Source organism: Ruegeria sp. G2, from assembly GCF_056533505.1.
This window is the reverse complement of record NZ_JBQFON010000002.1, coordinates 264,937-286,089: the sequence shown is the minus strand read 5'-3', so window position 1 is coordinate 286,089 and position 21,153 is coordinate 264,937. Positions and strand designations below refer to the sequence as shown.

General features: G+C 54.7%; 25 protein-coding genes, 1 tRNA gene and 1 riboswitch. Of the genes, 14 read left to right on the top strand and 12 right to left on the bottom strand.

Annotated features, from left to right (window positions below; all coding sequences use genetic code 11):
• Window positions 1–348 precede the first annotated feature (348 nt).
• Entirely contained in the window at window positions 349–2,001 is a 1,653-nt protein-coding gene (locus ACR0DU_RS06055) for a hypothetical protein (RefSeq protein ID WP_480873053.1), read from the bottom strand.
• A gap of 263 nt (window positions 2,002–2,264) precedes the next feature.
• On the opposite strand from ACR0DU_RS06055, the gene ACR0DU_RS06050 reads away from it, so the two are divergent.
• Together ACR0DU_RS06050 and ACR0DU_RS06045 are read left to right on the top strand one after the other, a co-directional pair.
• Window positions 2,265–2,465: a DUF1059 domain-containing protein gene (locus tag ACR0DU_RS06050; protein ID WP_170745557.1), complete on the top strand. Its 201-nt coding sequence runs from the start codon at window positions 2,265–2,267 to the stop codon at window positions 2,463–2,465.
• Between the two features lie 33 nt (window positions 2,466–2,498).
• A complete protein-coding gene (locus ACR0DU_RS06045; protein ID WP_480873051.1) occupies window positions 2,499–2,804 on the top strand; it encodes a rhodanese-like domain-containing protein in 306 nt (101 codons plus the stop codon).
• Window positions 2,805–2,819: 15 nt separating this feature from the next.
• Here ACR0DU_RS06045 and ACR0DU_RS06040 read toward each other — a convergent pair whose 3' ends face one another.
• From ACR0DU_RS06040 to ACR0DU_RS06020, 5 genes are all read right to left on the bottom strand, one after another.
• The gene (locus ACR0DU_RS06040; protein WP_480873049.1) at window positions 2,820–3,065 is read right to left on the bottom strand and encodes a hypothetical protein; all 246 of its coding nucleotides are present in this window, start codon (window positions 3,063–3,065) and stop codon (window positions 2,820–2,822) included.
• Window positions 3,066–3,339: 274 nt separating this feature from the next.
• A complete protein-coding gene (locus tag ACR0DU_RS06035; RefSeq protein ID WP_480873047.1) occupies window positions 3,340–4,038 on the bottom strand; it encodes an SDR family NAD(P)-dependent oxidoreductase in 699 nt (232 codons plus the stop codon).
• 87 nt (window positions 4,039–4,125) lie between these two features.
• Window positions 4,126–4,956, bottom strand: a complete 831-nt coding sequence (locus ACR0DU_RS06030; RefSeq protein WP_480873045.1) for a class I SAM-dependent methyltransferase — start codon at window positions 4,954–4,956, stop codon at window positions 4,126–4,128.
• Between the two features lie 330 nt (window positions 4,957–5,286).
• Window positions 5,287–5,640, bottom strand: a complete 354-nt coding sequence (locus ACR0DU_RS06025; protein ID WP_010437910.1) for a putative quinol monooxygenase — start codon at window positions 5,638–5,640, stop codon at window positions 5,287–5,289.
• A gap of 96 nt (window positions 5,641–5,736) precedes the next feature.
• Window positions 5,737–6,498 (bottom strand): IclR family transcriptional regulator, encoded by a 762-nt coding sequence (locus ACR0DU_RS06020; RefSeq protein ID WP_480873043.1) that lies wholly within the window; start codon window positions 6,496–6,498, stop codon window positions 5,737–5,739.
• 70 nt (window positions 6,499–6,568) lie between these two features.
• Between ACR0DU_RS06020 and ACR0DU_RS06015 the strand changes: the two genes are divergently transcribed.
• The 5 genes from ACR0DU_RS06015 to ACR0DU_RS05995 all read left to right on the top strand — a co-directional run bounded on the left by ACR0DU_RS06015 (window position 6,569) and on the right by ACR0DU_RS05995 (window position 10,218).
• Entirely contained in the window at window positions 6,569–7,924 is a 1,356-nt protein-coding gene (locus tag ACR0DU_RS06015) for a selenium-binding family protein (RefSeq protein ID WP_480873041.1), read from the top strand.
• Window positions 7,925–7,926: 2 nt separating this feature from the next.
• Entirely contained in the window at window positions 7,927–8,286 is a 360-nt protein-coding gene (locus ACR0DU_RS06010; RefSeq protein WP_029621660.1) for a 2Fe-2S iron-sulfur cluster-binding protein, read from the top strand.
• 3 nt (window positions 8,287–8,289) lie between these two features.
• Window positions 8,290–8,754: a CoA-binding protein gene (locus tag ACR0DU_RS06005; protein ID WP_010437917.1), complete on the top strand. Its 465-nt coding sequence runs from the start codon at window positions 8,290–8,292 to the stop codon at window positions 8,752–8,754.
• 548 nt (window positions 8,755–9,302) lie between these two features.
• The gene (locus tag ACR0DU_RS06000; protein ID WP_010443151.1) at window positions 9,303–9,548 is read left to right on the top strand and encodes a hypothetical protein; all 246 of its coding nucleotides are present in this window, start codon (window positions 9,303–9,305) and stop codon (window positions 9,546–9,548) included.
• A 151-nt stretch (window positions 9,549–9,699) separates the two neighbouring features.
• Window positions 9,700–10,218 carry a tyrosine-type recombinase/integrase gene (locus tag ACR0DU_RS05995; RefSeq protein WP_480873040.1) on the top strand — a complete coding sequence of 173 codons (519 nt, stop codon included), beginning with the start codon at window positions 9,700–9,702 and terminating at the stop codon, window positions 10,216–10,218.
• A gap of 76 nt (window positions 10,219–10,294) precedes the next feature.
• Here ACR0DU_RS05995 and ACR0DU_RS05990 read toward each other — a convergent pair.
• Window positions 10,295–10,370, bottom strand: a tRNA-Lys gene (locus ACR0DU_RS05990).
• A gap of 211 nt (window positions 10,371–10,581) precedes the next feature.
• On the opposite strand from ACR0DU_RS05990, the gene dapF reads away from it, so the two are divergent.
• Both dapF and mtaB read left to right on the top strand, forming a co-directional pair.
• Complete coding sequence (dapF, locus tag ACR0DU_RS05985; RefSeq protein WP_480873038.1) at window positions 10,582–11,424, top strand: diaminopimelate epimerase; 843 nt, start codon at window positions 10,582–10,584, stop codon at window positions 11,422–11,424.
• On the top strand, window positions 11,421–12,704 hold the full coding sequence (gene mtaB / locus ACR0DU_RS05980; protein WP_480873036.1) for a tRNA (N(6)-L-threonylcarbamoyladenosine(37)-C(2))-methylthiotransferase MtaB: 1,284 nt from the start codon (window positions 11,421–11,423) through the stop codon (window positions 12,702–12,704). The genes dapF and mtaB overlap by 4 nt, the downstream gene beginning before the upstream one ends.
• On the opposite strand, the gene ACR0DU_RS05975 is transcribed toward mtaB, so the two are convergent.
• The 4 genes from ACR0DU_RS05975 to petA all read right to left on the bottom strand — a co-directional run bounded on the left by ACR0DU_RS05975 (window position 12,695) and on the right by petA (window position 16,021).
• Window positions 12,695–13,156 carry a cupin domain-containing protein gene (locus ACR0DU_RS05975; RefSeq protein ID WP_480873034.1) on the bottom strand — a complete coding sequence of 154 codons (462 nt, stop codon included), beginning with the start codon at window positions 13,154–13,156 and terminating at the stop codon, window positions 12,695–12,697. The genes mtaB and ACR0DU_RS05975 overlap by 10 nt on opposite strands.
• 128 nt (window positions 13,157–13,284) lie before the next feature.
• Window positions 13,285–14,073 (bottom strand): cytochrome c1, encoded by a 789-nt coding sequence (locus tag ACR0DU_RS05970; RefSeq protein WP_480873032.1) that lies wholly within the window; start codon window positions 14,071–14,073, stop codon window positions 13,285–13,287.
• A 17-nt stretch (window positions 14,074–14,090) separates the two neighbouring features.
• Window positions 14,091–15,422, bottom strand: a complete 1,332-nt coding sequence (petB, locus tag ACR0DU_RS05965) for a cytochrome b (RefSeq protein WP_010443143.1) — start codon at window positions 15,420–15,422, stop codon at window positions 14,091–14,093.
• 14 nt (window positions 15,423–15,436) lie between these two features.
• The gene (gene petA / locus ACR0DU_RS05960) at window positions 15,437–16,021 is read right to left on the bottom strand and encodes a ubiquinol-cytochrome c reductase iron-sulfur subunit (RefSeq protein WP_010443142.1); all 585 of its coding nucleotides are present in this window, start codon (window positions 16,019–16,021) and stop codon (window positions 15,437–15,439) included.
• 487 nt (window positions 16,022–16,508) lie between these two features.
• On the opposite strand from petA, the gene ACR0DU_RS05955 reads away from it, so the two are divergent.
• Entirely contained in the window at window positions 16,509–16,955 is a 447-nt protein-coding gene (locus ACR0DU_RS05955; protein ID WP_480873029.1) for a c-type cytochrome, read from the top strand.
• Between the two features lie 12 nt (window positions 16,956–16,967).
• Here ACR0DU_RS05955 and ACR0DU_RS05950 read toward each other — a convergent pair whose 3' ends face one another.
• Window positions 16,968–17,588: an FMN-binding negative transcriptional regulator gene (locus ACR0DU_RS05950; RefSeq protein ID WP_480873027.1), complete on the bottom strand. Its 621-nt coding sequence runs from the start codon at window positions 17,586–17,588 to the stop codon at window positions 16,968–16,970.
• A 55-nt stretch (window positions 17,589–17,643) separates the two neighbouring features.
• Window positions 17,644–17,790, top strand: a riboswitch (FMN riboswitch).
• A gap of 72 nt (window positions 17,791–17,862) precedes the next feature.
• Here ACR0DU_RS05950 and ACR0DU_RS05945 point away from each other — a divergent pair.
• From ACR0DU_RS05945 to ACR0DU_RS05930, 4 genes are all read left to right on the top strand, one after another.
• Complete coding sequence (locus ACR0DU_RS05945; protein ID WP_480873025.1) at window positions 17,863–18,303, top strand: 6,7-dimethyl-8-ribityllumazine synthase; 441 nt, start codon at window positions 17,863–17,865, stop codon at window positions 18,301–18,303.
• Between the two features lie 90 nt (window positions 18,304–18,393).
• Complete coding sequence (gene aroC, locus ACR0DU_RS05940; RefSeq protein ID WP_480873022.1) at window positions 18,394–19,494, top strand: chorismate synthase; 1,101 nt, start codon at window positions 18,394–18,396, stop codon at window positions 19,492–19,494.
• A complete protein-coding gene (locus tag ACR0DU_RS05935) occupies window positions 19,478–20,140 on the top strand; it encodes an HD domain-containing protein (RefSeq protein ID WP_480873019.1) in 663 nt (220 codons plus the stop codon). Before aroC ends, ACR0DU_RS05935 begins: the two co-directional genes overlap by 17 nt.
• Window positions 20,141–20,192: 52 nt before the next feature.
• Window positions 20,193–21,128, top strand: coding sequence for a DMT family transporter (locus tag ACR0DU_RS05930; RefSeq protein WP_480455975.1), 936 nt, complete (start codon window positions 20,193–20,195; stop codon window positions 21,126–21,128).
• Window positions 21,129–21,153 lie beyond the last annotated feature (25 nt).

Below are 21,153 nucleotides of genomic sequence, written 5' to 3'. Positions count from 1 at the left end.
TCCAAACCTTTGGTGATTACGCACGCTCTCCGAACGGCAGCTTTGTCCGCGATCTAGACCTTTGACAGCGACTCGATCATGCGCCTGCAGCGAATGACGGCTTTGCGGGCTGCGGCCGCGGCATCTTGAATACTCAGCGAAGGTCCGGATTGGGCCGATACCAGTCCAAGCCTTCCAAATTTGGCAAATACCGTTTCGCATCCGAGGTCAGGAACGAGCCCAAAGCGGCCCTGAGAAATGACGCAACTCATCTCCCGCGGTGAATGTAGGTAACACGCTTTAGGTTGGATCGGGGTAGATGTCTGCCGTTCGGCTATCAGCCCACGATCTCGTAACCCATCTAGGCCTCTATGCTTGGATCGGATCACCTGGCAACCCTATATCCTCTCTGATGGGGTCAGGCAGATGAAGGTTTTGGGCAAGGATATCCGCTTTTTCTGACAGCGTTTCCGCGCGTTCTGCAGCAGCCTCCGCTTTGGAGTGCATTCGCGACTTTCTGAGTATCCACGCCTTCACCAACCAGAAGTGTCGACAGTAGGGACGCATTTCATTCGCGTCCGAAATTGCTTCAAGCGCGAGTTGCTGATCACCTGCCATCATGTGTGCAATCGAAAGGGGATAAAGCCGGTATGGCAGAAACGGATCTTCGGTGGAACGATCCACAGCCTCGACCAAACTCTTCCGAGCAGCTTCCCAGTTGCCGGCAATAATTTCGGTATAACCGCTCGCCTCCATGCCCAAAACATAGCTGGGATTCAGCCGGAAAATTCTATCGATGTCCTTCCTTGCACCATTCAGATCAACCGCGAGGCGCGCGCGCACCTGGGCCCGCGTGTACCAGCAATAGTCGGAACGCGGCGCAGTCTGAACGGCTTTATTCGCAGACTCGATGATCCGCGTGCGTAAATCAGGATCAGCCTCGCGATAGCATGCCTCCAAGGGGTACAGTTTGGCTTCGCACCACATCGCAAGCCCGGAGCCATTCTCGGGATCAAGTCGAAGCGCTCGCTCCAGCAACTTACCCGCATGATTATAGTCCTCGACGGTGGCACGGTAAAACAGCATTGCCGCTCGAGATCTCAACTCACTTGGGCTCAATTGATCGTCTGGAATATCATTAAGTCGGTCACCGTCAAACGCATTGATCTGCAGACGTAAATCGTCTGACAGCTGTTCTGCAGCCCGGTCGCTTAATTCAAACAAATCCTCTGAATCTCCGTTTAAGAAGCGCGACCAGGTTACCTGTCCATCTCCCAACCGGGTAAGGCTGGCCGAGATCCTTGCTTCGGTTTCTCGGCAACGCAATCGGCATCTCAGGCTATACGTTGCATTAGTCTCAGACACTGAATCTGTTGCGATTACACGCACACCAGTGCGGCGCGAAAGACTGTAAACCAGTTGCTCCTGCAGATCAGCGCAAACCTCGAGCGTTTCTCTTGATTCGGGGGCACTTGTGACCGGCTCCACTGCAATAGAAGGCAATTCGGTGTGTTCTTTCTCTCGCTGCGTTGCGGGCCGCCATTGAAACCCATTCACAGGATTAGCAAGATTCTTTAAGTCGTACGTACCCGCATCGCTGAAACCCGCTGAAAGCTTTTCGTCCAACTGCCGCTTGAGGTCTTCGGAGATCATCACACCACCGGGTGGCGCCTCAGTCTGCAAGCGCGCAGTGATGTTGATGCCGGTACCATAAATGTCGGTCTCGTCTTGAATGATCTCCCCGAGATGAGCAGCCATCCTCAGCCTGATTTTTTCATGGTCGACCAACGCAATTTGCACAAATTGAGCGGTTTCGATTGCCGCTGATATCGACGGAAAGGCAATTATCCATCCATCGCCCATACGCTTCAGTATCTCGCCGCCTCTTCGGACGGCCTCAGGTTCTAGAAGTTTATCACGAAGTTCGCGGACCAACTCGATTGCGAGCGACTGATCCGCCTCCATTGCGGACGTATAGCCGACCAGGTCAGCCATCAAGATCACGGCAAGGCGAGCTTTCATAAAACGACGTTAAGACAACGTTAAGGCATTGTCATCTTTTGAAAGCGGGCGATGCGACCTCGGGGCATCAACAAAGCAATGCAGTGACTGGTGGCATTGTACCAAACTGGCCCTTGGCGCAGATCGCGCCGAAGGTGCCAGGAGAGCCCCAAAGGCGACTTTCACAGCGATGACCACGTCTCACAAACAGTCTATCTAACTGCCGGATTCGGTGAATAATACCCAATCTGCTATCCTTGGTTCAAACAAAGGGGAGAAACTAGATGGCGAACGCGTTTTCATATGCTTGTCGGGATTGTGAAGGGATGGCGGCCTGTCCCGCAAGCGTGGTCGCCGAGACCAAGGATGAAGTTTGGAAACTTATGGAACTTCATGCGCAAGTTGCTCATGACGAAAATCCTGCTGATTGGGATGGTGAAACACGGGCCTATCTGGCAACCTTGATTAAACCCGTGAACGTCTGAAACGTGCTCTGGCACAGACGACTGGAGGTCGACATGGCGCGCACATTTGCTCAAATGGAAGAAGAGGAAATTTCGGCTGCTGAAGGCATCTCCGCTGCCGAAGCACTCGCAACATTGGAGAATGACCAAAAAGTACTCTTGGTCGATGTAAGGGACACCGCGGAAATGGACGCCACCGGTGTGAACCCAAATGTTGTAGCTGTGCCCGGCCGCGCTCCTAGCTATCGTGGCGCTGCCGCAGCAAACGTCCTGACCTCAATGGGGTTCCAACATGTTCGCTTCGTCGATGGGGGCATGGCAACTTTGATCAATACTAGGGCCACCACTCAACGACTTTGACGGTGCTATCTCGTCTTACCAGCCCATCATTTGAAAGGGCTTGGTTACCGCTCCGAGCCCTTCCGGACGCGCAAAATAAATGGTGCTACGATGCGCCCGATTTAGGCAGACAAGTATCCAGGCATCGCCGTTGTTGGAGGATGCATACATGATAATGCGGATTTTCAGGTGCTTGTGAGACCAGGTAAGGAGAAAGAGTTCAGTAAATTCTTTCACGAAACTGCCATTCCATTGATGAAACGGACAAAGGGCGTCGTCCAAGTCTTGCCGGGCGCCGCAAGATCAGGTTCCCCGAGAGAGTTCAGCATTGTGATCATTTGGGACAGTCTGGAGTCTCTAAAGGCGTTTGTAGGGGAGGACTATGAAAGCCCCCACATCGATCCGGCAGAAGCTGAACTGGTCGAAGCTCGGTCAATCAAACACTACGACCTGGTGGAGTTGTAAAGCAGACCACCTGCTATCGGCCTCGCGCCCTGGCGGATGTTGCTGTGCGCGTGGGTCAGCACTTTCTGAACGACCAACCAGATAGAGCCTGTCATAGATATGGCGTCCTTTGGGGGCGCACTGTGAGTTCCGTGACGCAGGCGTTGTTGGGCAGCATTACAGCAGTCGAGATTAGCGTTGAAATTTCTTCAAGCTGAATCATTTTGGAGCGGTCTTTGCCTGCGTCGGACACGTCTGGAGTGTTGACAAACCCCGGGTGCACAAGGGTGACCCGAACACCGTCTTCGCGGACATCTTCGAACAGAGCCTTGGCGAAACCAGCCTGCGCATGCCGCAGGGCACAATGAATGGCGTGATTTTTCCAGCCCAGCCAGGATGTAGGCCCGCAGATATAGACAAATGCTCCCTCTGTTTCACGGATCGCAGGCAAGACATGCGCGGTCAGTCTGATGGTTGACCGCAGCACTTGGTCGATGGATGTGTCCCAATCTAAAAAGCGGTCAATCGAAACAGCGCCGTAGGTGAACTTGGCGGCGCAGTGAACCATCGCGTCCAACCGCTCGCTTTGCAGCGCCCAGTCTGCGAGAGCGGCCACAGAAGTCATGTCGCCCATTTCTGCAGCAAACCATTCGCCCGTGCCACCTGCGGCCTCAACCATGGCAATTGTTTCTTGCAGCGCTTGCTCGCGGCGTCCATGCGCGAGTATGTTCCACCCTTTCGAAGCCAGGTCGATGGCCGTTGCCCGGCCTATTCCACTTGAGGCACCCGTAATCAGAGCTGTTTCAGCCATGAGCATTCCCCGATTTGCTTATGGAAGATTACCACAAACCGCCACCCCACTTAAGAAAGGCCAAACCTGACCTGTTAGTCAAAGCAGCTAAACTGGAAGGCGCGCGTGGATTTCAATTGGGGCAATCAAACCACGTTCGATATTCCTGACCATATGTTGCACCTTAAGCGCGGTGTCATCGCCCATTATAAGATGAAGACCCAAAGGTGGAGGGCCATCTGAACGGCTTTGTGCAGTTGCCAAATCTGCAAAGAACTGTTTGGCGAATGCAGTGCGGTCGATCCGCTCACTCACCTCGAAACCGACAGATTTCAAAGCAGCTTCATATGTCTCCGGAGAAGTCAGTGCGCTTTGATCTGCAGATGACGCCCAGGGTGCGGGATAGTCCATTTGCCCCTCTCCGACTTGCATAACATCGTAAATCGCAAAAATTCCGCCTGGCCTGAGCACTCGCTTCGCCTCACGGGCGATGCCGACTTTGTCTGAGATGTTCATGCCGACGTGGATCATGTAAGCGGCGTCCATGGAGCCAGTGTCCAGCGGCAATTCCAACACGCTGCCTTCGATGAGTTGAACTCGGTGTGACAAGCCCGTCCATTCTGTAAGAGCGCGACCGGTTTCCACAAACTCGGCGGTTAAATCGACACCGGTCACATACGCCCCGGTGGCCGCCGCCACATAGCGTGCCGGACCCCCGAGCCCACAGCCAAAATCGACAACTCGGCTTTCAGGTGAAAGGCCGAGAGCTTTCACAAAAGGTTCGGTCGCGAGACGCCCGCCAATGTGAAACTCGTCAACCGGCGCCAAAGCGTCGTGGGAAATTGGCGGGGTCAGGTCCAGTGCTGCGCAACCATCGGAAATCCGTTTGAGCAAGTGACCGGAATGGTAATGGTGCGCGACTTCGTTGGGATTGGTCATATTGAAGCTTCCCTAATCGATGCCGTCAGGATACACAGGGTGAGCCAGAATGTCAGCTTCGTCCGCTCTTCGGACCTGCGTCTGTCTTCCATCTTCGCCCGTACAGCGAATATCTCCTTTGACGGGCCGCATCGCGGCGACGGTGATTAAGGTCGAACGGCTGCATTGGGCCGTTGTCACACATCCCGACAAACTGACTTATCGGCAGCTTTGTCCACGTAGAAGTCGTTCACGCCTAGTGCAGCGAACGGTTGCTCTGAGTCCAAAGCGGACCAGCACCAAAACCCGTAATGTTCTCGCACGGACGAAAATCTTAAACGTCGGTCAATTTTACCATAGTAGCAGGCTTGCTTTTTGCGCCTCGAAACCTTTTGGCGTCGGAAAAAGCGAGCGCATCCTGGCAACAAGTTCGATCTCACCATCCAGCATCTTTCGGACAGTGTTCAACCAGTTATTGAAGGTTTCAGATTCCCAATGATCCTGGACCGCGGCTTCGTTTCTGAACACTTCGTAGAAATAGAAACGATTTGGGTTTGTCTCATCCACCATAATATGAAACTGGAAAACTTCGGGTTCTTCACTGACAACATTTTGCGCTTGGAAGATGCTGGCGTCCAAAAAGGGCTGCCGATACTCAGGTTTTACGTTGATCACGAAGAACCCACCAAACATTGCATCGTCCATATTTGTCTCCCTCATTGACCAAAAAGCGGCGAAGGTCGCAAAACACACCTGTCCTGCTGGATAGCGTTAACCTACAGCACTGCGATACCCATGAACCTAAGCGGGTATCCTTTCTTTATCTGCTTCACCCCATCCTAGCGCGCGTGCAAGTTCGTTTGACATTGTGGTAAGTGCATGGCCAATCTTTTCTCGCTTCGAAGGTGTAAACACCCGAAGAGACGCCGTAGCGCCGATTGAAAGCGTCGCACCAACACCTGTCTTAGTCAGCGTTGTTGCGACAGAACTGATCCCGCGCTCGAGTTCTTCAACACACATGGCATACCCTTTGGCTCGAATGACATCGAGTTCCGCGGCCAGATCCTTAGGGTCTGTGATCGTGCGATCTGTGTACCGCTTAAGCTGCCCATCCAATCGGTCTTGAGACAGCAGCTCAGGCGACACGGCGGCGATTGCCTTGGCGCAAGAGCACGCGTGCATTGGTCGTTTGCCCATACCTGGATGAAGAAAAGACACGCCCGTCTGCGGCGTCTCCACATGAATAATCTCAACCCAATGGCCCCGTAGCCGAGACAAGAAAAACGCAGCGCCATAGTCGTTCGCGGCGCCAGAGAGGGCAGGCGCAATCACTTGCAAAAGAGCGGGGTCAGAGTGATCGCTCAACGTGATACGCTTTAGCCTAATCCCAATCGCGAACTCACCGCGGGTTGGTGATTCAAGAAGGCCGGACAAAACAAGGTCTTGAACCAGCCTGTAGGCCGTCGGTTTAGGTATATCGGACTGGGCACAGATATCTGCTACGGACGCACGTCCTTTTTGACCCACGATTTCCAAAATCAGCGCTAATCGTTCGAGATGCATTTTTCTCACTTTATGATAATCAAGTTTTCGATATACGATACAATTTAGGGAATCAAGGGAGGAGCATACGATGGATGGACAATGCTGTGGACCGGGCTTCAAGAGTCCGCAAGAAGCCATCAAAGCCCCCCGAGAAAAGCTACTCTACACGATCGCCATCTACACCGGGACAGGGATCCAGAAACCTGATTACCTTGCTACAGTGGATGTCGACCCTGACAGCTCGACCTATTCTCAAGTAATCCATAGGCTGGAAATGCCGGGGATTGGGGACGAGCTTCACCACATGGGGTGGAACGCCTGTTCGTCCTGTCACTACGACGGCTCGATGTCCCGCAAATACCTGATCCTGCCGGGCGTACGCTCTAACAACCTTCACATCGTTGATACAGCCACTGACCCGCGTGCGCCGCGGTTGCATAAGGTCATCGACGGTGCTGAAATCAAGGCCAAGGCAGGTTTATCGGGCCCGCATACGGTGCATTGTTTGGGCTCGGAAATCATCATTTCCTTCCTTGGAAATGCCAAGGGTGAGGCTCCTGGAGGCTATCTGCATCTCGACAAAGAGTTCAACATCGTCGGTCGCTGGGAAACCTCGATGGGCGATATCAAGTTCGGCTATGACTTCTGGTACCAACCACGCCACAACGTGATGGTCAGTTCCGAATGGGCTGCGCCCAATACCTTCATGCCGGGCTTCGATCTGGAAGAAGTGGGCCATCTGAAATATGGGCGCGAGCTGCATTTTTGGGATTTCGAAAAGCGCGAACCGGTCGAAAGCTTCTATTTGGGTGAAGACGGGCTGTTGCCACTGGAAGTCAAGTTCCACCATGACCCCGACAGCACGCATGGGTTCTGTGGCGCAGCTCTTTCGACCAATGTGATCCATTGGTGGCAAGACGATGCTAAAAAGTGGCGGTGGGAAAAGATCATCGACGTGGAAAACGAGATGCACCCCGAATGGCCGATCCCGTTGCCGGGGGTTATGTCGGCGATCCTGATCTCGATGGACGACAAATACTTGTACCTGAACAATTGGCTACATGGAGATATGCGCCAGTATGACATCACCGACCCGCATAATCCCAAGCTGACCGGCCAAGTGTTTATGGGGGGCCTTTTGGGTAAAGCTCCGATCGTTAACGATGTCGAGGTCGCGGGTGGTCCACAGATGTTCCAGCTCTCTCTCGACGGACGAAGGCTTTATGTCACGACCTCGCTGTTCTCGACTTGGGATAACCAGTTCTATCCCGAGATCCGCGAAAAGGGCGGGGTTATGGTGATGATCGATTGCGACCCTGAAAACGGTGGTATGAAGATCAACGAGGATTTCATTGTGGACTTTGGCAAAGAACCGAATGGTCCATCGCGCTGTCACGAGAGCCGGTATCCGGGCGGTGATTGCACAAGCGACATCTGGCTATGACTATGTATACCGTGACGATCGCGAACAGAGATGGCGCGCAATACTGTGTGGATGCGCGGCGTCCACTTCTGGAAACGCTGAGAGAACAGGGCGTCGACTTGCCCTTTGGGTGCAAGTATGGCGGCTGCATTACCTGCGCGGCAAAACTACAGACTGGCGCGATCGATCAACGCCGACAGGTTGCGCTGAATAATCGGCAAATCGCGAACGGCTATGTGATCCTTTGCGTGGCACGTCCGACATCCGACATCACGCTTGAGATCGGGGTCGAGAGCCATGACAAGCTGTACCGCAATCCGTTTCTCGACCCTCTCAAACCCCACGAACTCAAGGCTGACATTGCGACGCCGAAGGAAGGTTAACCGATGCCCGAAGCAGATATCGACCGCATCTACGATTACGACCCCAAATACCTCGCCGACATCCTGCAGTCGGTTAAAACCATTGCAATGGTGGGCGCTAGCGCGGACAAAACGAAATTCAGCTATGGCGTTCTGCGACAGCTGAGTGAAATCGGCTATGATATTCTACCGGTGAATCCTAACCCGAAAATTTCGGAAATTAGAGGGCTCAAGGTCTACCACTCGCTGGAAGAGATCGACAAACATGTTGATATGGTAGACGTTTTTCGCCCGAAGGAGGAGTTTTATGCCTTTGCCGAGAAGGCTATCGCAATCGGGGCAAAAGTTCTTTGGGGTCAAATCGGTGTGTACGACGACCAAGCAGCGCAACTCGCCGAAGCGGCGGGCCTTAAAGTCGTGATGAACCGATGCCCCAAGATTGAACTCTTCCGCCCTTTTTGGAAGCCGCGCCTAGACCTAAAGATATGATGGAAATTCGATTGGTAGCGGCCTCCTCAGCATCCAATGAGGGTGCCAATTGAGATATTGTGCTTACGGAAGAGAAGACAAGTAATCCTGTCACTTTACACAACCGCCTAGTCTAAAACCAAAAATGTCCGATTTGTTCGGAGAACCAAAGGCCGCTTTGTCCGCATATCGGTCATTTGGGGAAACTCGCTCAAAGTCTGCTTTGCGGACAAAGCCGTCATTTACCGTCTATACGAGCGTTGTTAAGCTGTCATCCAAGTGGCGTTCCGTGCAACACCAGCGCCCAATTTCTATTGTTTGCGGGGGTGAGGCTATTTCCATCCCTTCCCGAGACGCAACACTTGCCTACTTTGCGAATTCAACTGCGGCTGCTGGAATTTCGGGCAATCTGCTCTTTTTCATGTTCTGGGTGCCTGGCATTTTGCATCGCGGTTGCGTGCGTTGTGGATTTTTTAGAAACAGCTTGTTTCGAATATATTAATTGTCAAATTTGATCCGTTGAACGACGTCAAACGTAAGCCCTATATCGAAACAAATGGGGGCTAAAAATGAAAAAGCTTTTCGTACTTTCCACTACCGCGCTCATCGCGTTCACTGCACCTGCCATGGCTAACGGTAATTCCGATGCCGCGAAAAATATGGCGGACACTCTTTCCAGTACGCCGGGAATTGGAGCTGCCGCACCGTCGGTCAGTGGTAAAAACGCTATCGATGGTATCAAGAGTGATAGCGGTTGGGGCAACGCCGGCAGTCGTGTGGTTTCGGGACAGCAAGTCTCTCGCGGAAAGAAATAATAAACCACCCTCGTGTACCGAACCTAGTTGGGCACAAGTTATCATTTTTGGAGGGCGCCGTTCAAATGATCGGCGTCCTTACTCTGCTTTTTGTGTCGCGTCTCAGTTGGAATAATCCGCAACTGGCTTTCATACTTGGGATGAAGACGAGTTGGCTCAGTTCTTCGAGGTTCACAAGCCCGGTACGCTCGCACATACCGCTGTAACACTGATGCTATACACTGGTGCCGCACGCGTGGATGCAGTTAAATTAGGGCGTAAAAACATACGAAATGGGAAAATCGAGTATCGTCGGCAGAAGACCCAACGGTCAGGCGGAATCTTGATTTCAATCCCGATCCATCCCGACCTGGCGGAAGTTCTGACTGGCTTACCGAATGATCGCCCTTTCCTGGCCACAAAGAAAGGCACAATTCGTGCGGCTGCAGGTTTGGGAAACCTCATGCAACGCTGGACAGAAGAGGCGAAGCTCCCGCAGTGTTCCGCTCACGGGTTACGCAAGGCTTGTGCGCGTCGCTTGGCGGAAGCTGGGGCTACTGCACACGAGATTGGTGCGGTCACCGGGCACAAATCATTGGCTCTTGTGCAGCGCTATACCGAGGCTGCAGGACGTGAAGGAATGGCCGATTCCGCTATCGAAAAACTAATCTCTCGCCCGAGCGGCGAGTGAAATTTGGCGAACCTTTCTATGAGGTTCGTCAAACGTAACGCTAACCCTCAAAAAGGAAAGGATAACTTATGAAAAGTGGTGAGCCGTGCAGGATTCGAACCTGCGACCCACTGATTAAAAGTCAGTTGCTCTACCAACTGAGCTAACGGCCCACTCTTTTGTTGGATCTCGATGATCCGTGGCGCTCTGTAAGGTATTTACCCAACCGGGTTCAAGACCTTAATTTGCACCTCGGCACGCTTTTGTCTGATGTCAGTCCAGCGCCCCGATAGGCGGCCTAATTAGGCAGGTGGCGCTGGGGGGTCAACCCCTATTTTGTGGAATCTTTAGGACAGGCTGGATTCATTTTGTCGCCGGGGTTATATGCCCGCAATGCAAACCCTAAACGATACCGGATTGCCCATTATGAAGATGCACGGGCTGGGCAATGACTTTGTCGTTGTGGATGCGCGCGCGCATACGATTCCGATCACACCCAAGATGGCCAGGGGAATTGGGCATCGGCAGTTTGGCGTGGGTTTCGACCAGCTCGCGGTGATCGAAAGCGGAAATGCAGATGCGCATCTGGTGTTCTACAACGCCGATGGGTCGAACTCGGCAGCCTGTGGAAACGCAACGCGATGTATTGCCAGATTCTTGCTGGATGAAACCGGCAGATCGGATCTGACTCTCACGACAGAACGCGGCATTCTGCAGGCACGGGACGCAGGAAATGGCCTGACATCGGTCAACATGGGCCAACCTCAGCTTCTTTGGAATGAGATTCCCCTGACCGAAGAAATGGACACGCTTGAACTCCCTATCGAAGGGGGGCCAACAGCAACCGGAATGGGTAATCCGCATTGCACTTTCTTTGTCGACGATGCGGAGGCGATCCCTCTCGAAGATTTCGGTGCGCGTTATGAGCACCATCCGCTCTATCCTGAACGTACCAACGTGCAGGTAGCGCAGATCGCAGGGCCAGACAAAATCCGCATGCGCGTCTGGGAGCGCGGTGTTGGGATCACCTTGGCTTCGGGGTCATCATCCTGTGCCACTGCCGTCGCAGCGGCCCGGCGTGGACTTACCGGGCGCCAGGTACAAGTTGATCTTGACGGTGGGACTATATGGATCGACTGGCGCGATGATGGCGTCTGGATGACGGGGCCAACAGTCCACGTCTTTTCGGGTACGCTCACGCCGGAATTTCTGAGGTCTCTGGAATGAACCCACCCAAGTTCAGTACTCTGGGTTGCCGCCTGAACGCCTACGAGACCGAGGCGATGAAAGAGCTGTCACAGCAGGCGGGCCTTAGCGATGCGGTGATCGTAAACACTTGTGCGGTGACAGCTGAGGCTGTGCGCAAAGCGCGGCAGGAAATTCGCAAGCTGCGGCGGGAAAATCCCGACGCTCGCCTGATTGTCACCGGCTGTGCCGCGCAGACTGAGCCCGAGACATTCGCGCGCATGGATGAGGTCGACGCAGTTATCGGAAACACCGAAAAGATGCGGCCCGAAACCTGGAAAGGGATGGCCGCCGATTTTATCGGTCAGACCGAAGCCGTGCAGGTAGATGACATCATGTCTGTTACCGAAACGGCGGGCCATCTGATCGACGGTTTTGGCACCCGCTCACGCGCCTACGTTCAGGTCCAGAACGGGTGCGACCATCGGTGTACTTTCTGCATCATCCCCTATGGCCGCGGAAACTCTCGCAGCGTCCCTGCTGGCGTCGTGGTAGACCAGATCAAGCGGCTGGTCGATAGGGGCTATAACGAAGTTGTCCTGACCGGAGTTGACCTGACCTCATGGGGAGCGGACCTGCCTGCGCAACCCAAGCTTGGTGATCTGGTCATGCGCATCCTGAAATTGGTGCCGGACCTTCAGCGCCTGCGGATCAGCTCGATCGACTCGATCGAGGTGGACGAGAATCTGATGCAGGCCATCGCGACCGAACCGCGCCTGATGCCCCACCTGCATCTGTCGCTACAGCATGGTGATGATCTGATCCTGAAGCGCATGAAACGTCGCCACCTGCGCGATGATGCCATCCGCTTCACGGAAGAGGCTCTTAAGTTGCGCCCGGATATGACATTTGGGGCCGATATCATCGCAGGCTTCCCGACAGAGTCCGAAGACCATTTCGAGAATTCTCTAAAATTGGTCAACGACTGCGACCTGACCTGGCTGCATGTGTTTCCATATTCAAAACGCGAAGGAACTCCCGCTGCTCGCATCCCACAGCAGGTGAACGGAAACGTAATCAATGAGCGGGCCGCCCGCTTACGTGCTGCCGGGGATGCTAAGGTTGCGAAGCATCTTTCAGAACAGGTTGGAAGGTATCACAACATACTGATGGAAAACCCTCATATGGGTCGGACCGAACAGTTCACCGAAGTCACTTTTGCGCAGCCTCAAATTGAAGGGCAGATCGTGCGCGGGGTGATCACAGGCATATCAGGCACGCAGTTACAGGCCCAACCCTGTGCTCAGGACAGTCAAAGATAGACGACACCGAATTCCCGCTCGATCAACTCAAAGTCCTGTTCGCCACCCTCGTTCTGCCGGGAGGTTTCGGCCATGAACGCTTCGGCGCGGTCGCCTGGGAAAATGTAGCTGATCATACGCACATCCTGATCGCTATTGTTTTTCATATAATGGGAAACTCCGCGCGGGCAGTGAATGGTATCCCCTGCGCCGGCGCTGACCCACGTGTCACCAATCTTCGCATCAACCGTGCCTTGAAGAATGTGAAACGTCTGATCCTCCCATTTATGGTAATGATCGGGCACCGCGCCTCCTGGAGCCATAACGCCGTCCGAGATTACGTATTCTCCGTCGGTGGCCTCTTTGCCCACAACAACTCCGACATACTCATTCGAGGCCATCATGTATTTCTTGCTGCCATCCCAATGCTGAATAACAACCTGTTTACGTGTGGCTTCGATTTTGTCTGCCATCAATAAGCTCCTTCGGAGTTTCTGTATTCGCTATCTGGGAACTCGTGGCCTGAATTCCAGTAGGCACCAAAGAAGAAACCCCGCGACCAAAAGGTGCGGGGTTCTTGATTAGACAATCCGGTTGGATATTAGTCCTTGCGGATCTTGCCCTTGTGGGGTGCCCACAATCGCTTGTTCACCAGATAAAGCAGCACAGACAGAACCGTCAGGAACAGAACACCAACGAACCCGGCATTCTTGCGGTCCATCATCTTTGGCTCAGCGGTCCACATCAGGAAGGCCGCAACGTCTTCCGACATGGCTTCGACCGTTGCTGAATGACCATCCGCGAATTCAACCTGATCTTCGGCCAATGGCGGTGCCATCGAGATCCAGCCACCCGGGAAGGCCTTGTTCTCATAAAGAACCGTGCCCGCCTCTTCCTTCTCTTCGCCGGTATAGCCGTCAAGCAATGATGCGATATATTCCGCACCACCCATGCCTTTGACCAGTTGGTTAATCCCCAGGCCGTATGGGCCATGGAATCCGGCACGGGCCTTCGCCATCAAGCTCAGGTCCGGTGCGCCAACGCCAGTATTGGCCGGGAAGTGGTCGGTCGGGATTGCCGGGCGGAAATCGTCCAGCTCGGGATCGAACACTTCGAAATTATCGGCCGCATAGGTGATGACCTGTTCTTCCGAATATCCCAGATCCTCAAGCGTCCGCAGCGGTATGTATTGCAGACCATGGCAGGCCGCGCAGACCTCGGTATAGATCTGCAGGCCGCGCTGAAGCTGGTTCTGATCCCAGGTTCCAAACGGTCCCTCGAACGAGAAGTCGAAGTCTTCGATGTGCTGCTCACCGCCACCTGCCGCAAAGGTCGAGGCGGGCGCAAGGGCCAGAGCGAACGCGGCACCGATTGCAAGTTTCTTGAACATGTTTCCGGTCCCTCTTCTTACTCGGCCGGCGTGGCGTCGGCGTCAGCCTTGCCATAATGCGCGTTGAAGTCTTCTTCGATGGTTTCCGGCTGTGCCAGAGGTTTCTCGATCACGCCAAGGATCGGCAGGATCACGAAGAAATATGCGAACCAGTAGGCGGACGCGATAAGCGAGAAGGTCGCATAGGGTTCTTCCGCGGGCATCGCCCCCAGCCACATCAGGGCAAAGAAGTCGATGACCAGCAGGTAGAACCACCATTTGAACATCGGGCGGTATTTGCCCGAACGCACGGTCGATGTGTCCAGCCAAGGCGCGAGAGCCATTGCCAAGATCGCACCGAACATCGCCAGAACACCAAAGAACTTGGCGTCGATGATGCCGCCGGTGATGAAGCTGGCAAACTGAACGACCCAGACCTCGCCGGTGAAGGCACGCAGGATCGCGTAGAACGGCAGGAAGTACCATTCAGGAACGATGTGCGCAGGTGTGACCAGCGGGTTGGCTTCGATGTAGTTATCCGGGTGGCCCAGATAGTTCGGCATGTAGCCAACGATGGCCCAGAACACGACAAGAATAACCGCCAGAGCGAACAGGTCCTTGATCACGAAATAGGGCCAGAACGGCAGCGTGTCTTTCTCGGCCTCGGCTTTCGAACCACGGCGCACTTCAACACCCGTAGGGTTGTTGTTGCCAGTGGTGTGGAAGGCCCAGATATGCACGATGACCAGGGCTGCGATAACGAAAGGCAGCAGGTAGTGCAGCGAGAAGAAACGGTTCAGAGTGGCGTTGTCCACCGCAGGTCCGCCCAGCAGCCAGGTCTGAATCGCGTCACCCACAAACGGGATCGCGCCAAACAGGCCAGTGATCACAGTCGCACCCCAGAAGGACATCTGACCCCAGGGCAGAACGTAGCCCATGAAGGCAGTGCCCATCATCATCAGGTAGATCAGCATGCCGATGATCCACGTGATCTCACGCGGGGCTTTGTACGAGCCGTAGAACAGGCCACGGAAGATGTGAATGTAAACCGCGACAAAGAACAACGAGGCGCCATTCATGTGCAGATACCGCAGCATATAGCCGCCATTCACGTTGCGCATGATGTGTTCGATGCTGGCAAAGGCCAGATCAACATGCGGAGTATAGTGCATCACCAGAACGATGCCGGTGACGATTTGCAGCGCCAGACAGAACGTCAGAACGATACCCCAAATCCACATCCAGTTCAGGTTCTTTGGGGTCGGGATCATCAGGGTATCATACAGCAGGCCGACAATCGGCAGGCGGCTGTTCAGCCACTTTTCGCCGCTTGTCTTCGGCTCGTAATGATCGTGGGGAATTCCGGACATAAGTTGGGTCTCCCTTAGCCGAGTTTGATTGTGCTGTTGTCCACCCATTCAGCGGGCGGGACAGGCAGGTTCTCGGGCGCGGGGCCCTTACGGATACGGCCGGCCAGATCGTAGTGCGAACCGTGGCAGGGGCAGAACCAGCCGCCGAAATCACCGGCATCGCCCAGCGGCACACATCCAAGGTGAGTACAGACGCCCATCTGAACGATCCATGCACCCGGCGCTTCGCCTTCGGGCGACGGCATGACGCGGTTGGCGTCAGTTGCCGGTGCATCGGCTGCAATATTGAAGTTACGCGCCAGCGGATCAGGCAGAGCATCCACGCCTTCGGCGTCCTGCTCTTTGGCTTCCTGGATCTCGGCACCAGTTCGGTGGCGGATGAAAACAGGTTTGCCCAACCACTTCACGGTCAGCTGCGTGCCCGTCTCAACCCCGCTGACGTCAACACGGATCGAGGACAGCGCCTGAACGTCTGCCGAGGGATTCATTTGATTTACCAGGGGCCAAACGGCAGCCCCCGTCGCAACGACACCTGCGCCGCCAGCGACGTAGTACAGAAAATCTCTGCGGGTGCCTTCGTGGTCTTCAGCGTGGGACACGAGGTTATCTCCGAATTGTCTGGCGCCCGCGAACGGGCATATAGCTCGCGCACCGCATGAACTGCGGCGTCTTAAAGGGGGTATCTATCGGGGAGAATAGAGTTCGTCCAGCGCTCTTAAACGCGCAATACGCCGCATCTAAGCAATCATGTCACGGTGAAAGGGTAAAATTTCAATATCAAATGCAGATTTTAGTCTTCTGGGCAGCCACTAGGCCCGGTGGACATGTGGTGTGATTCGGGGCTGGCCTGCGGATTGGCGCATCCGGGTTTATCCACCTTCACTCCCTCTTAAGATCGTCGAAATGACACTGAATTTGCCAGAGTTTTGCCACGATATTTTCCAAGTTAACGCGAACATGATGAGATTAAATTGTTAATTTAAAATAGATATTTCAAAGATATAGCAGAATATCGAATTCCGATTGCACTCATTGTAGGAATACGCGAAAGGCCGAAGGAAATCACCAAGTAGCCGGAGAATTCCAATGCCAAAAATTGCCGTAACTGCGTGTCTTTTTACGATTCTGACTACAGCACGAGCGATTGCTGCCGGAGACCCCGCAAAAGGCGAGCAACTCTATAACCGATGTTCATCCTGCCACGCGATCATCAAAGATGGCGAAGTTTTGGTTAAAGGCGGAATCACGGGGCCGAATCTCTATGGCGTGGTTGGTCGCGTGGCCGGGACTGAAAACGACTATCTGAACGGAAGCGAGCGTCTGCCCATTGGTATGTTTACCGATGACATGATCCGTGCCGGGAAAGAAGGGCTGGTATGGACCGAAGAAAACATCGCCGCCTATTCACAAGACCCGATCAACTTCATCAAAGAATATCTGAATGATGAAACCGCCCGCCCGAATATGAGCGTGAAGCTTAAGAAAGGAGCGGATCACATAGCTGCCTATCTCGCCACATTCACTACTCAGTAAACTAGGTGATTTTTAAATTTTGGCCTCGCGCATGAGTGAGGCCAATGACCCGACCTCAGCCCCAATCCCAGCAGATTGGACGTGATCAGCGGCACGTTGGCGCGCAACGTCGGGCTTATTCTGGTTAAGTTTCCAAGTGCCATCAATGTCCGAGACCGTAAGTCGGCATGGCACAATCATCCGCATCATTCGATCCAACGCATCTGGTGTCATCTTCGACGCCAGCCATGGAGGCTTAGGCAACAGGCGATTCTCGAAATCAGCGGCCTGTCGGTCCAGCAGGCCTCGCAACTCTTCCACGGGGCGCATCTCAAGCACGCCGGTCAGATGCACCGCAACATAGTTCCAGGTCGGGACCTGATCATGGACGCCATACCAATCAGGCGAGATGTACCCATCAGGCCCTGAAACGGCGATCCGCGCAGATTGCGGCTGCTTCAATGCACGAACGATCGGGTTTGACCGCACCAGATGCAGATCCGCCCATCCGGCATCTTCGCTCAGCAGGAATGGAACGTGGCTCAGCAACGGAGCTTCTTGTGTCGAGACCGCCAGAACGCCAAAGGCGCGCTCTCGGGCAAAATCGATATGACGCGCACGCGCCTCGTTGCGAAAGGCAGGGTTAGGATGCATTTAGGTCCTCCGTCCAATTTCTCTTGCAGAACCAGTATCGAATTGGCAAGGTCCACCTCGTTCTCAGGGCGGGGCGAAATTCCCCACCGGCGGTATGCGGGCTCGACCCGTAAGCCCGCGAGCGGCCCCGACCTTCGGGGTGTCAGCAGATCTGGTGAGAGGCCAGAGCCGACGGTTACAGTCCGGATGAAAGAGAACGTGCAGCACGCCGGTAATGCGGTGTGCCCGCTCGTGATCGCCTTGGGTGAAGTGTCTGTTTGCTAAGGAGATCATGATGACACACACCCGCTATGCTTTCGTCAAAGCCAATTGGCATTCTGATATCGTGGATCGCGCCCTTGATGGGTTCTTGCAACTCATCCCCGCCGAACAGGTCGATATATTTGACGTCCCCGGCGCGTTTGAAATGCCTTTGATTGCCCGCGATCTGGCTCAAACCGGTCAATACGCAGCCATAGCCTGTGCAGCCTTTGTGGTAGATGGGGGCATATACCGGCACGATTTTGTTGCTCAGGCCGTGGTTGATGGTTTGATGCGCGCCGGTATGGATACCGGTGTCCCAGTGCTGTCGGTCTCGCTGACGCCGCATCAATTTCAGGAAACCGATCATCACAACGCCATCTACCGCGAGCACTTTGTGCAAAAAGGGCGCGAAGCCGCACAGGCGGCCCTAAAGGTCACCGAGACCCGCGCGCACATCGCTGCTGCAGCCTGACAGCAAGCGGTCGGGGTCACCCTCGACCGCAAATCCGCTTGAGGCCAAGCCCCGCGCCCGCTAATCACGTTCCGCAAAGGAGCACGCCCCATGTCGATGAACAGCTTTGGACACCTCTTCCGAGTCACCACCTGGGGTGAAAGTCACGGCCCTGCATTGGGGGCCACCGTCGACGGCTGCCCACCAGGTGTGCAAATCAATGAGACTATGATCCAGCACTGGCTGGACAAGCGCAAACCAGGGCAGAACAAGTTTACGACCCAGCGACGCGAGCCCGATCAGGTCAAAATTCTGTCCGGTGTTTTCGAAGGCCAGACCACCGGCACGCCTGTACAATTGATGATCGAGAACACCGATCAGCGCTCGAAAGACTACGGCGACATCATGGACAAGTTCCGCCCTGGTCACGCTGATATTACTTACTGGCAGAAATACGGTATTCGCGATTATCGCGGTGGCGGACGCAGCTCGGCCCGGGAAACGGCTTCGCGTGTCGCCGCTGGAGGGTTGGCGCGCGAGGCGATCAAGCAGATCGCCCCGAATGTGCAGATCACCGGTTATATGACGCAGATCGGCCCGCACAAAATCGACCGTGCCAATTTCGACTGGTCGCAGATCGAACAAAACCCGTTCTGGACACCGGACGCTAAATCTGCCGAGGATTGGGCGGTCTATCTTGATGATCTGCGCAGGTCCGGAAACTCGGTCGGCGCGGTAGTTGAGGTCGTGGCACGTGGCGTCCCTGCGGGGCTGGGCGCACCAATATACGCAAAGTTAGACACTGATCTGGCCGCTGCCATGATGTCGATCAACGCCGTAAAAGGCGTCGAGATTGGCGAGGGTATGGCGGCAGCAGAACTGACCGGCGAAGCCAACGCTGATGAAATCTTTATGGGTCAGAACGGCCCGCAATACAGCTCGAACCATGCAGGTGGCATTTTGGGCGGCATTTCCACCGGGCAGGACGTCGTCGTGCGTTTTGCGGTCAAGCCGACCTCGTCGATCTTGACCACTCGCAAATCCATCACCAAATCCGGTGAAGAGACCGAGATCATTACCAAAGGACGCCACGATCCCTGCGTTGGCATCCGCGCCGTGCCGGTGGGTGAGGCGATGATGGCCTGTGTAATCCTCGATCACTTGCTTCTACATCGCGGCCAGATCGGCGAGAACCGTGGACGGATTGGCTGATCATCGCGCGGCGCTTCGGGCGGTCGTCACGCAGCGAATGCTGACCGATCCAGCGCATGATCTGGCGCATCTGGATCGGGTTTGGTTAATCGCTCAGACTATTGCTGACCAGCGCACCAACCAGCGTGTATTGCTCGCCGCCTGTTATCTGCATGATCTGGTCAATCTGCCCAAGGACGATCCCAACCGGCATCTGGCGTCGCAACAATCGGCCACTGAATCAGAGCCTATTCTTGCAGAACTTGGCTTTGCGGCTTCGGAAATTTGCGCCACGCAACACGCCATTGCTGCGCACAGCTACTCCGCCAACATCCCTCCTGAATCGCCCGAGGCATGTATCCTGCGGGATGCGGATCGACTGGACGCACTTGGCGCGATCGGGATTGCCCGCACCTTCGCCGTGTCGGGAGCGTTGGGGCGGGCGTTATATGATATCGCCGATCCCTTCGCCGAAGACCGCGTCTTGGATGATCAGAAATTTGCAATTGACCATTGGAAGACCAAGCTGCTGAATCTGCCAGCTGAAATGGTGACTGATGGCGGACGTGATTTAGCGCACAAGCGGGTTACTCAAATGCTCGGGTTTCTTGAGATATTCTCGGAAGAAATCGGGCACCCACTCCCAATCAACTGGAAATCTGTCTGATTGGTACAATCCCATCGTTGATCTTTTGCGCGCGAAAGCGCAGGTTCGCGCCATGGCGAAATCCTTAACATCGCATCGTCCGGCATTAGCCGTGGCGCTGAAACTCAGTGCGCTGGTGCTGTTCACAGTAATGTCCGCCTTGGTCAAGGCGCTGTCAGATGATTTCCCTCCGGGCGAAATGGTGTTTTTCCGCTCGCTCTTCGCCATTCCGGTCATCATTGCTTGGTTGTCATGGCGCGGAGAGCTGACGCAAGGTTTCATCGTAAAGAAGCCTATGGGCCATTTCTGGCGCGGTGTATTGGGCACGTCGGCCATGGGGTTGACCTTTACCGGACTTAGCCTGCTGCCTTTGCCCGAGGTCACGGCCATCGGCTATGCCACCCCTATCTTCACGCTGATCCTGGCCGCAATCATGTTGGGTGAACGGATACGAATAATCCGCATCGGTGCCGTTGCGCTTGGTCTTGTCGGCGTTCTGATAATGATCTGGCCACGCCTGGGCTCGGGTACTGCTGAATCCGCCGCAATGATCGGCGCACTCTGTGTATTGGCGGCTACCGTCGCGCGCGCTTTTGTTCAGATACACATTCGGCAACTTGTGCAGGTGGATCATCCAGCTGCGATTGTGTTCTACTTTTCGCTCACCGCAACTTTGCTTTCAAGCCTATCGGTGTTTTGGGGCTGGGTTGTCCCAAGCTGGGAACAAGCCGCATTGCTGGTGACAATGGGCTTGATCGGCGGAGTGGCGCAGATTCTCGTGACATCCTCGTACAAGTTCGGTCAAGCCTCGATGTTGGCACCTTACGATTATACGACGATGCTGTTTGCCATCATCATCGGCTATATCTGGTTTGATGAGCTTCCTACCCTGGTGATGCTGGGTGGTGCGGCGCTGGTGATTGCCGGCAATGTCGTAGTCATCCTACGCGAACGCCAACTTGGACTCGATCGGACCAAGGCGCGGTCTGTAACCGACCCCAAAGCGTGACTTTACCTTTCGCAAACTTCCCCTA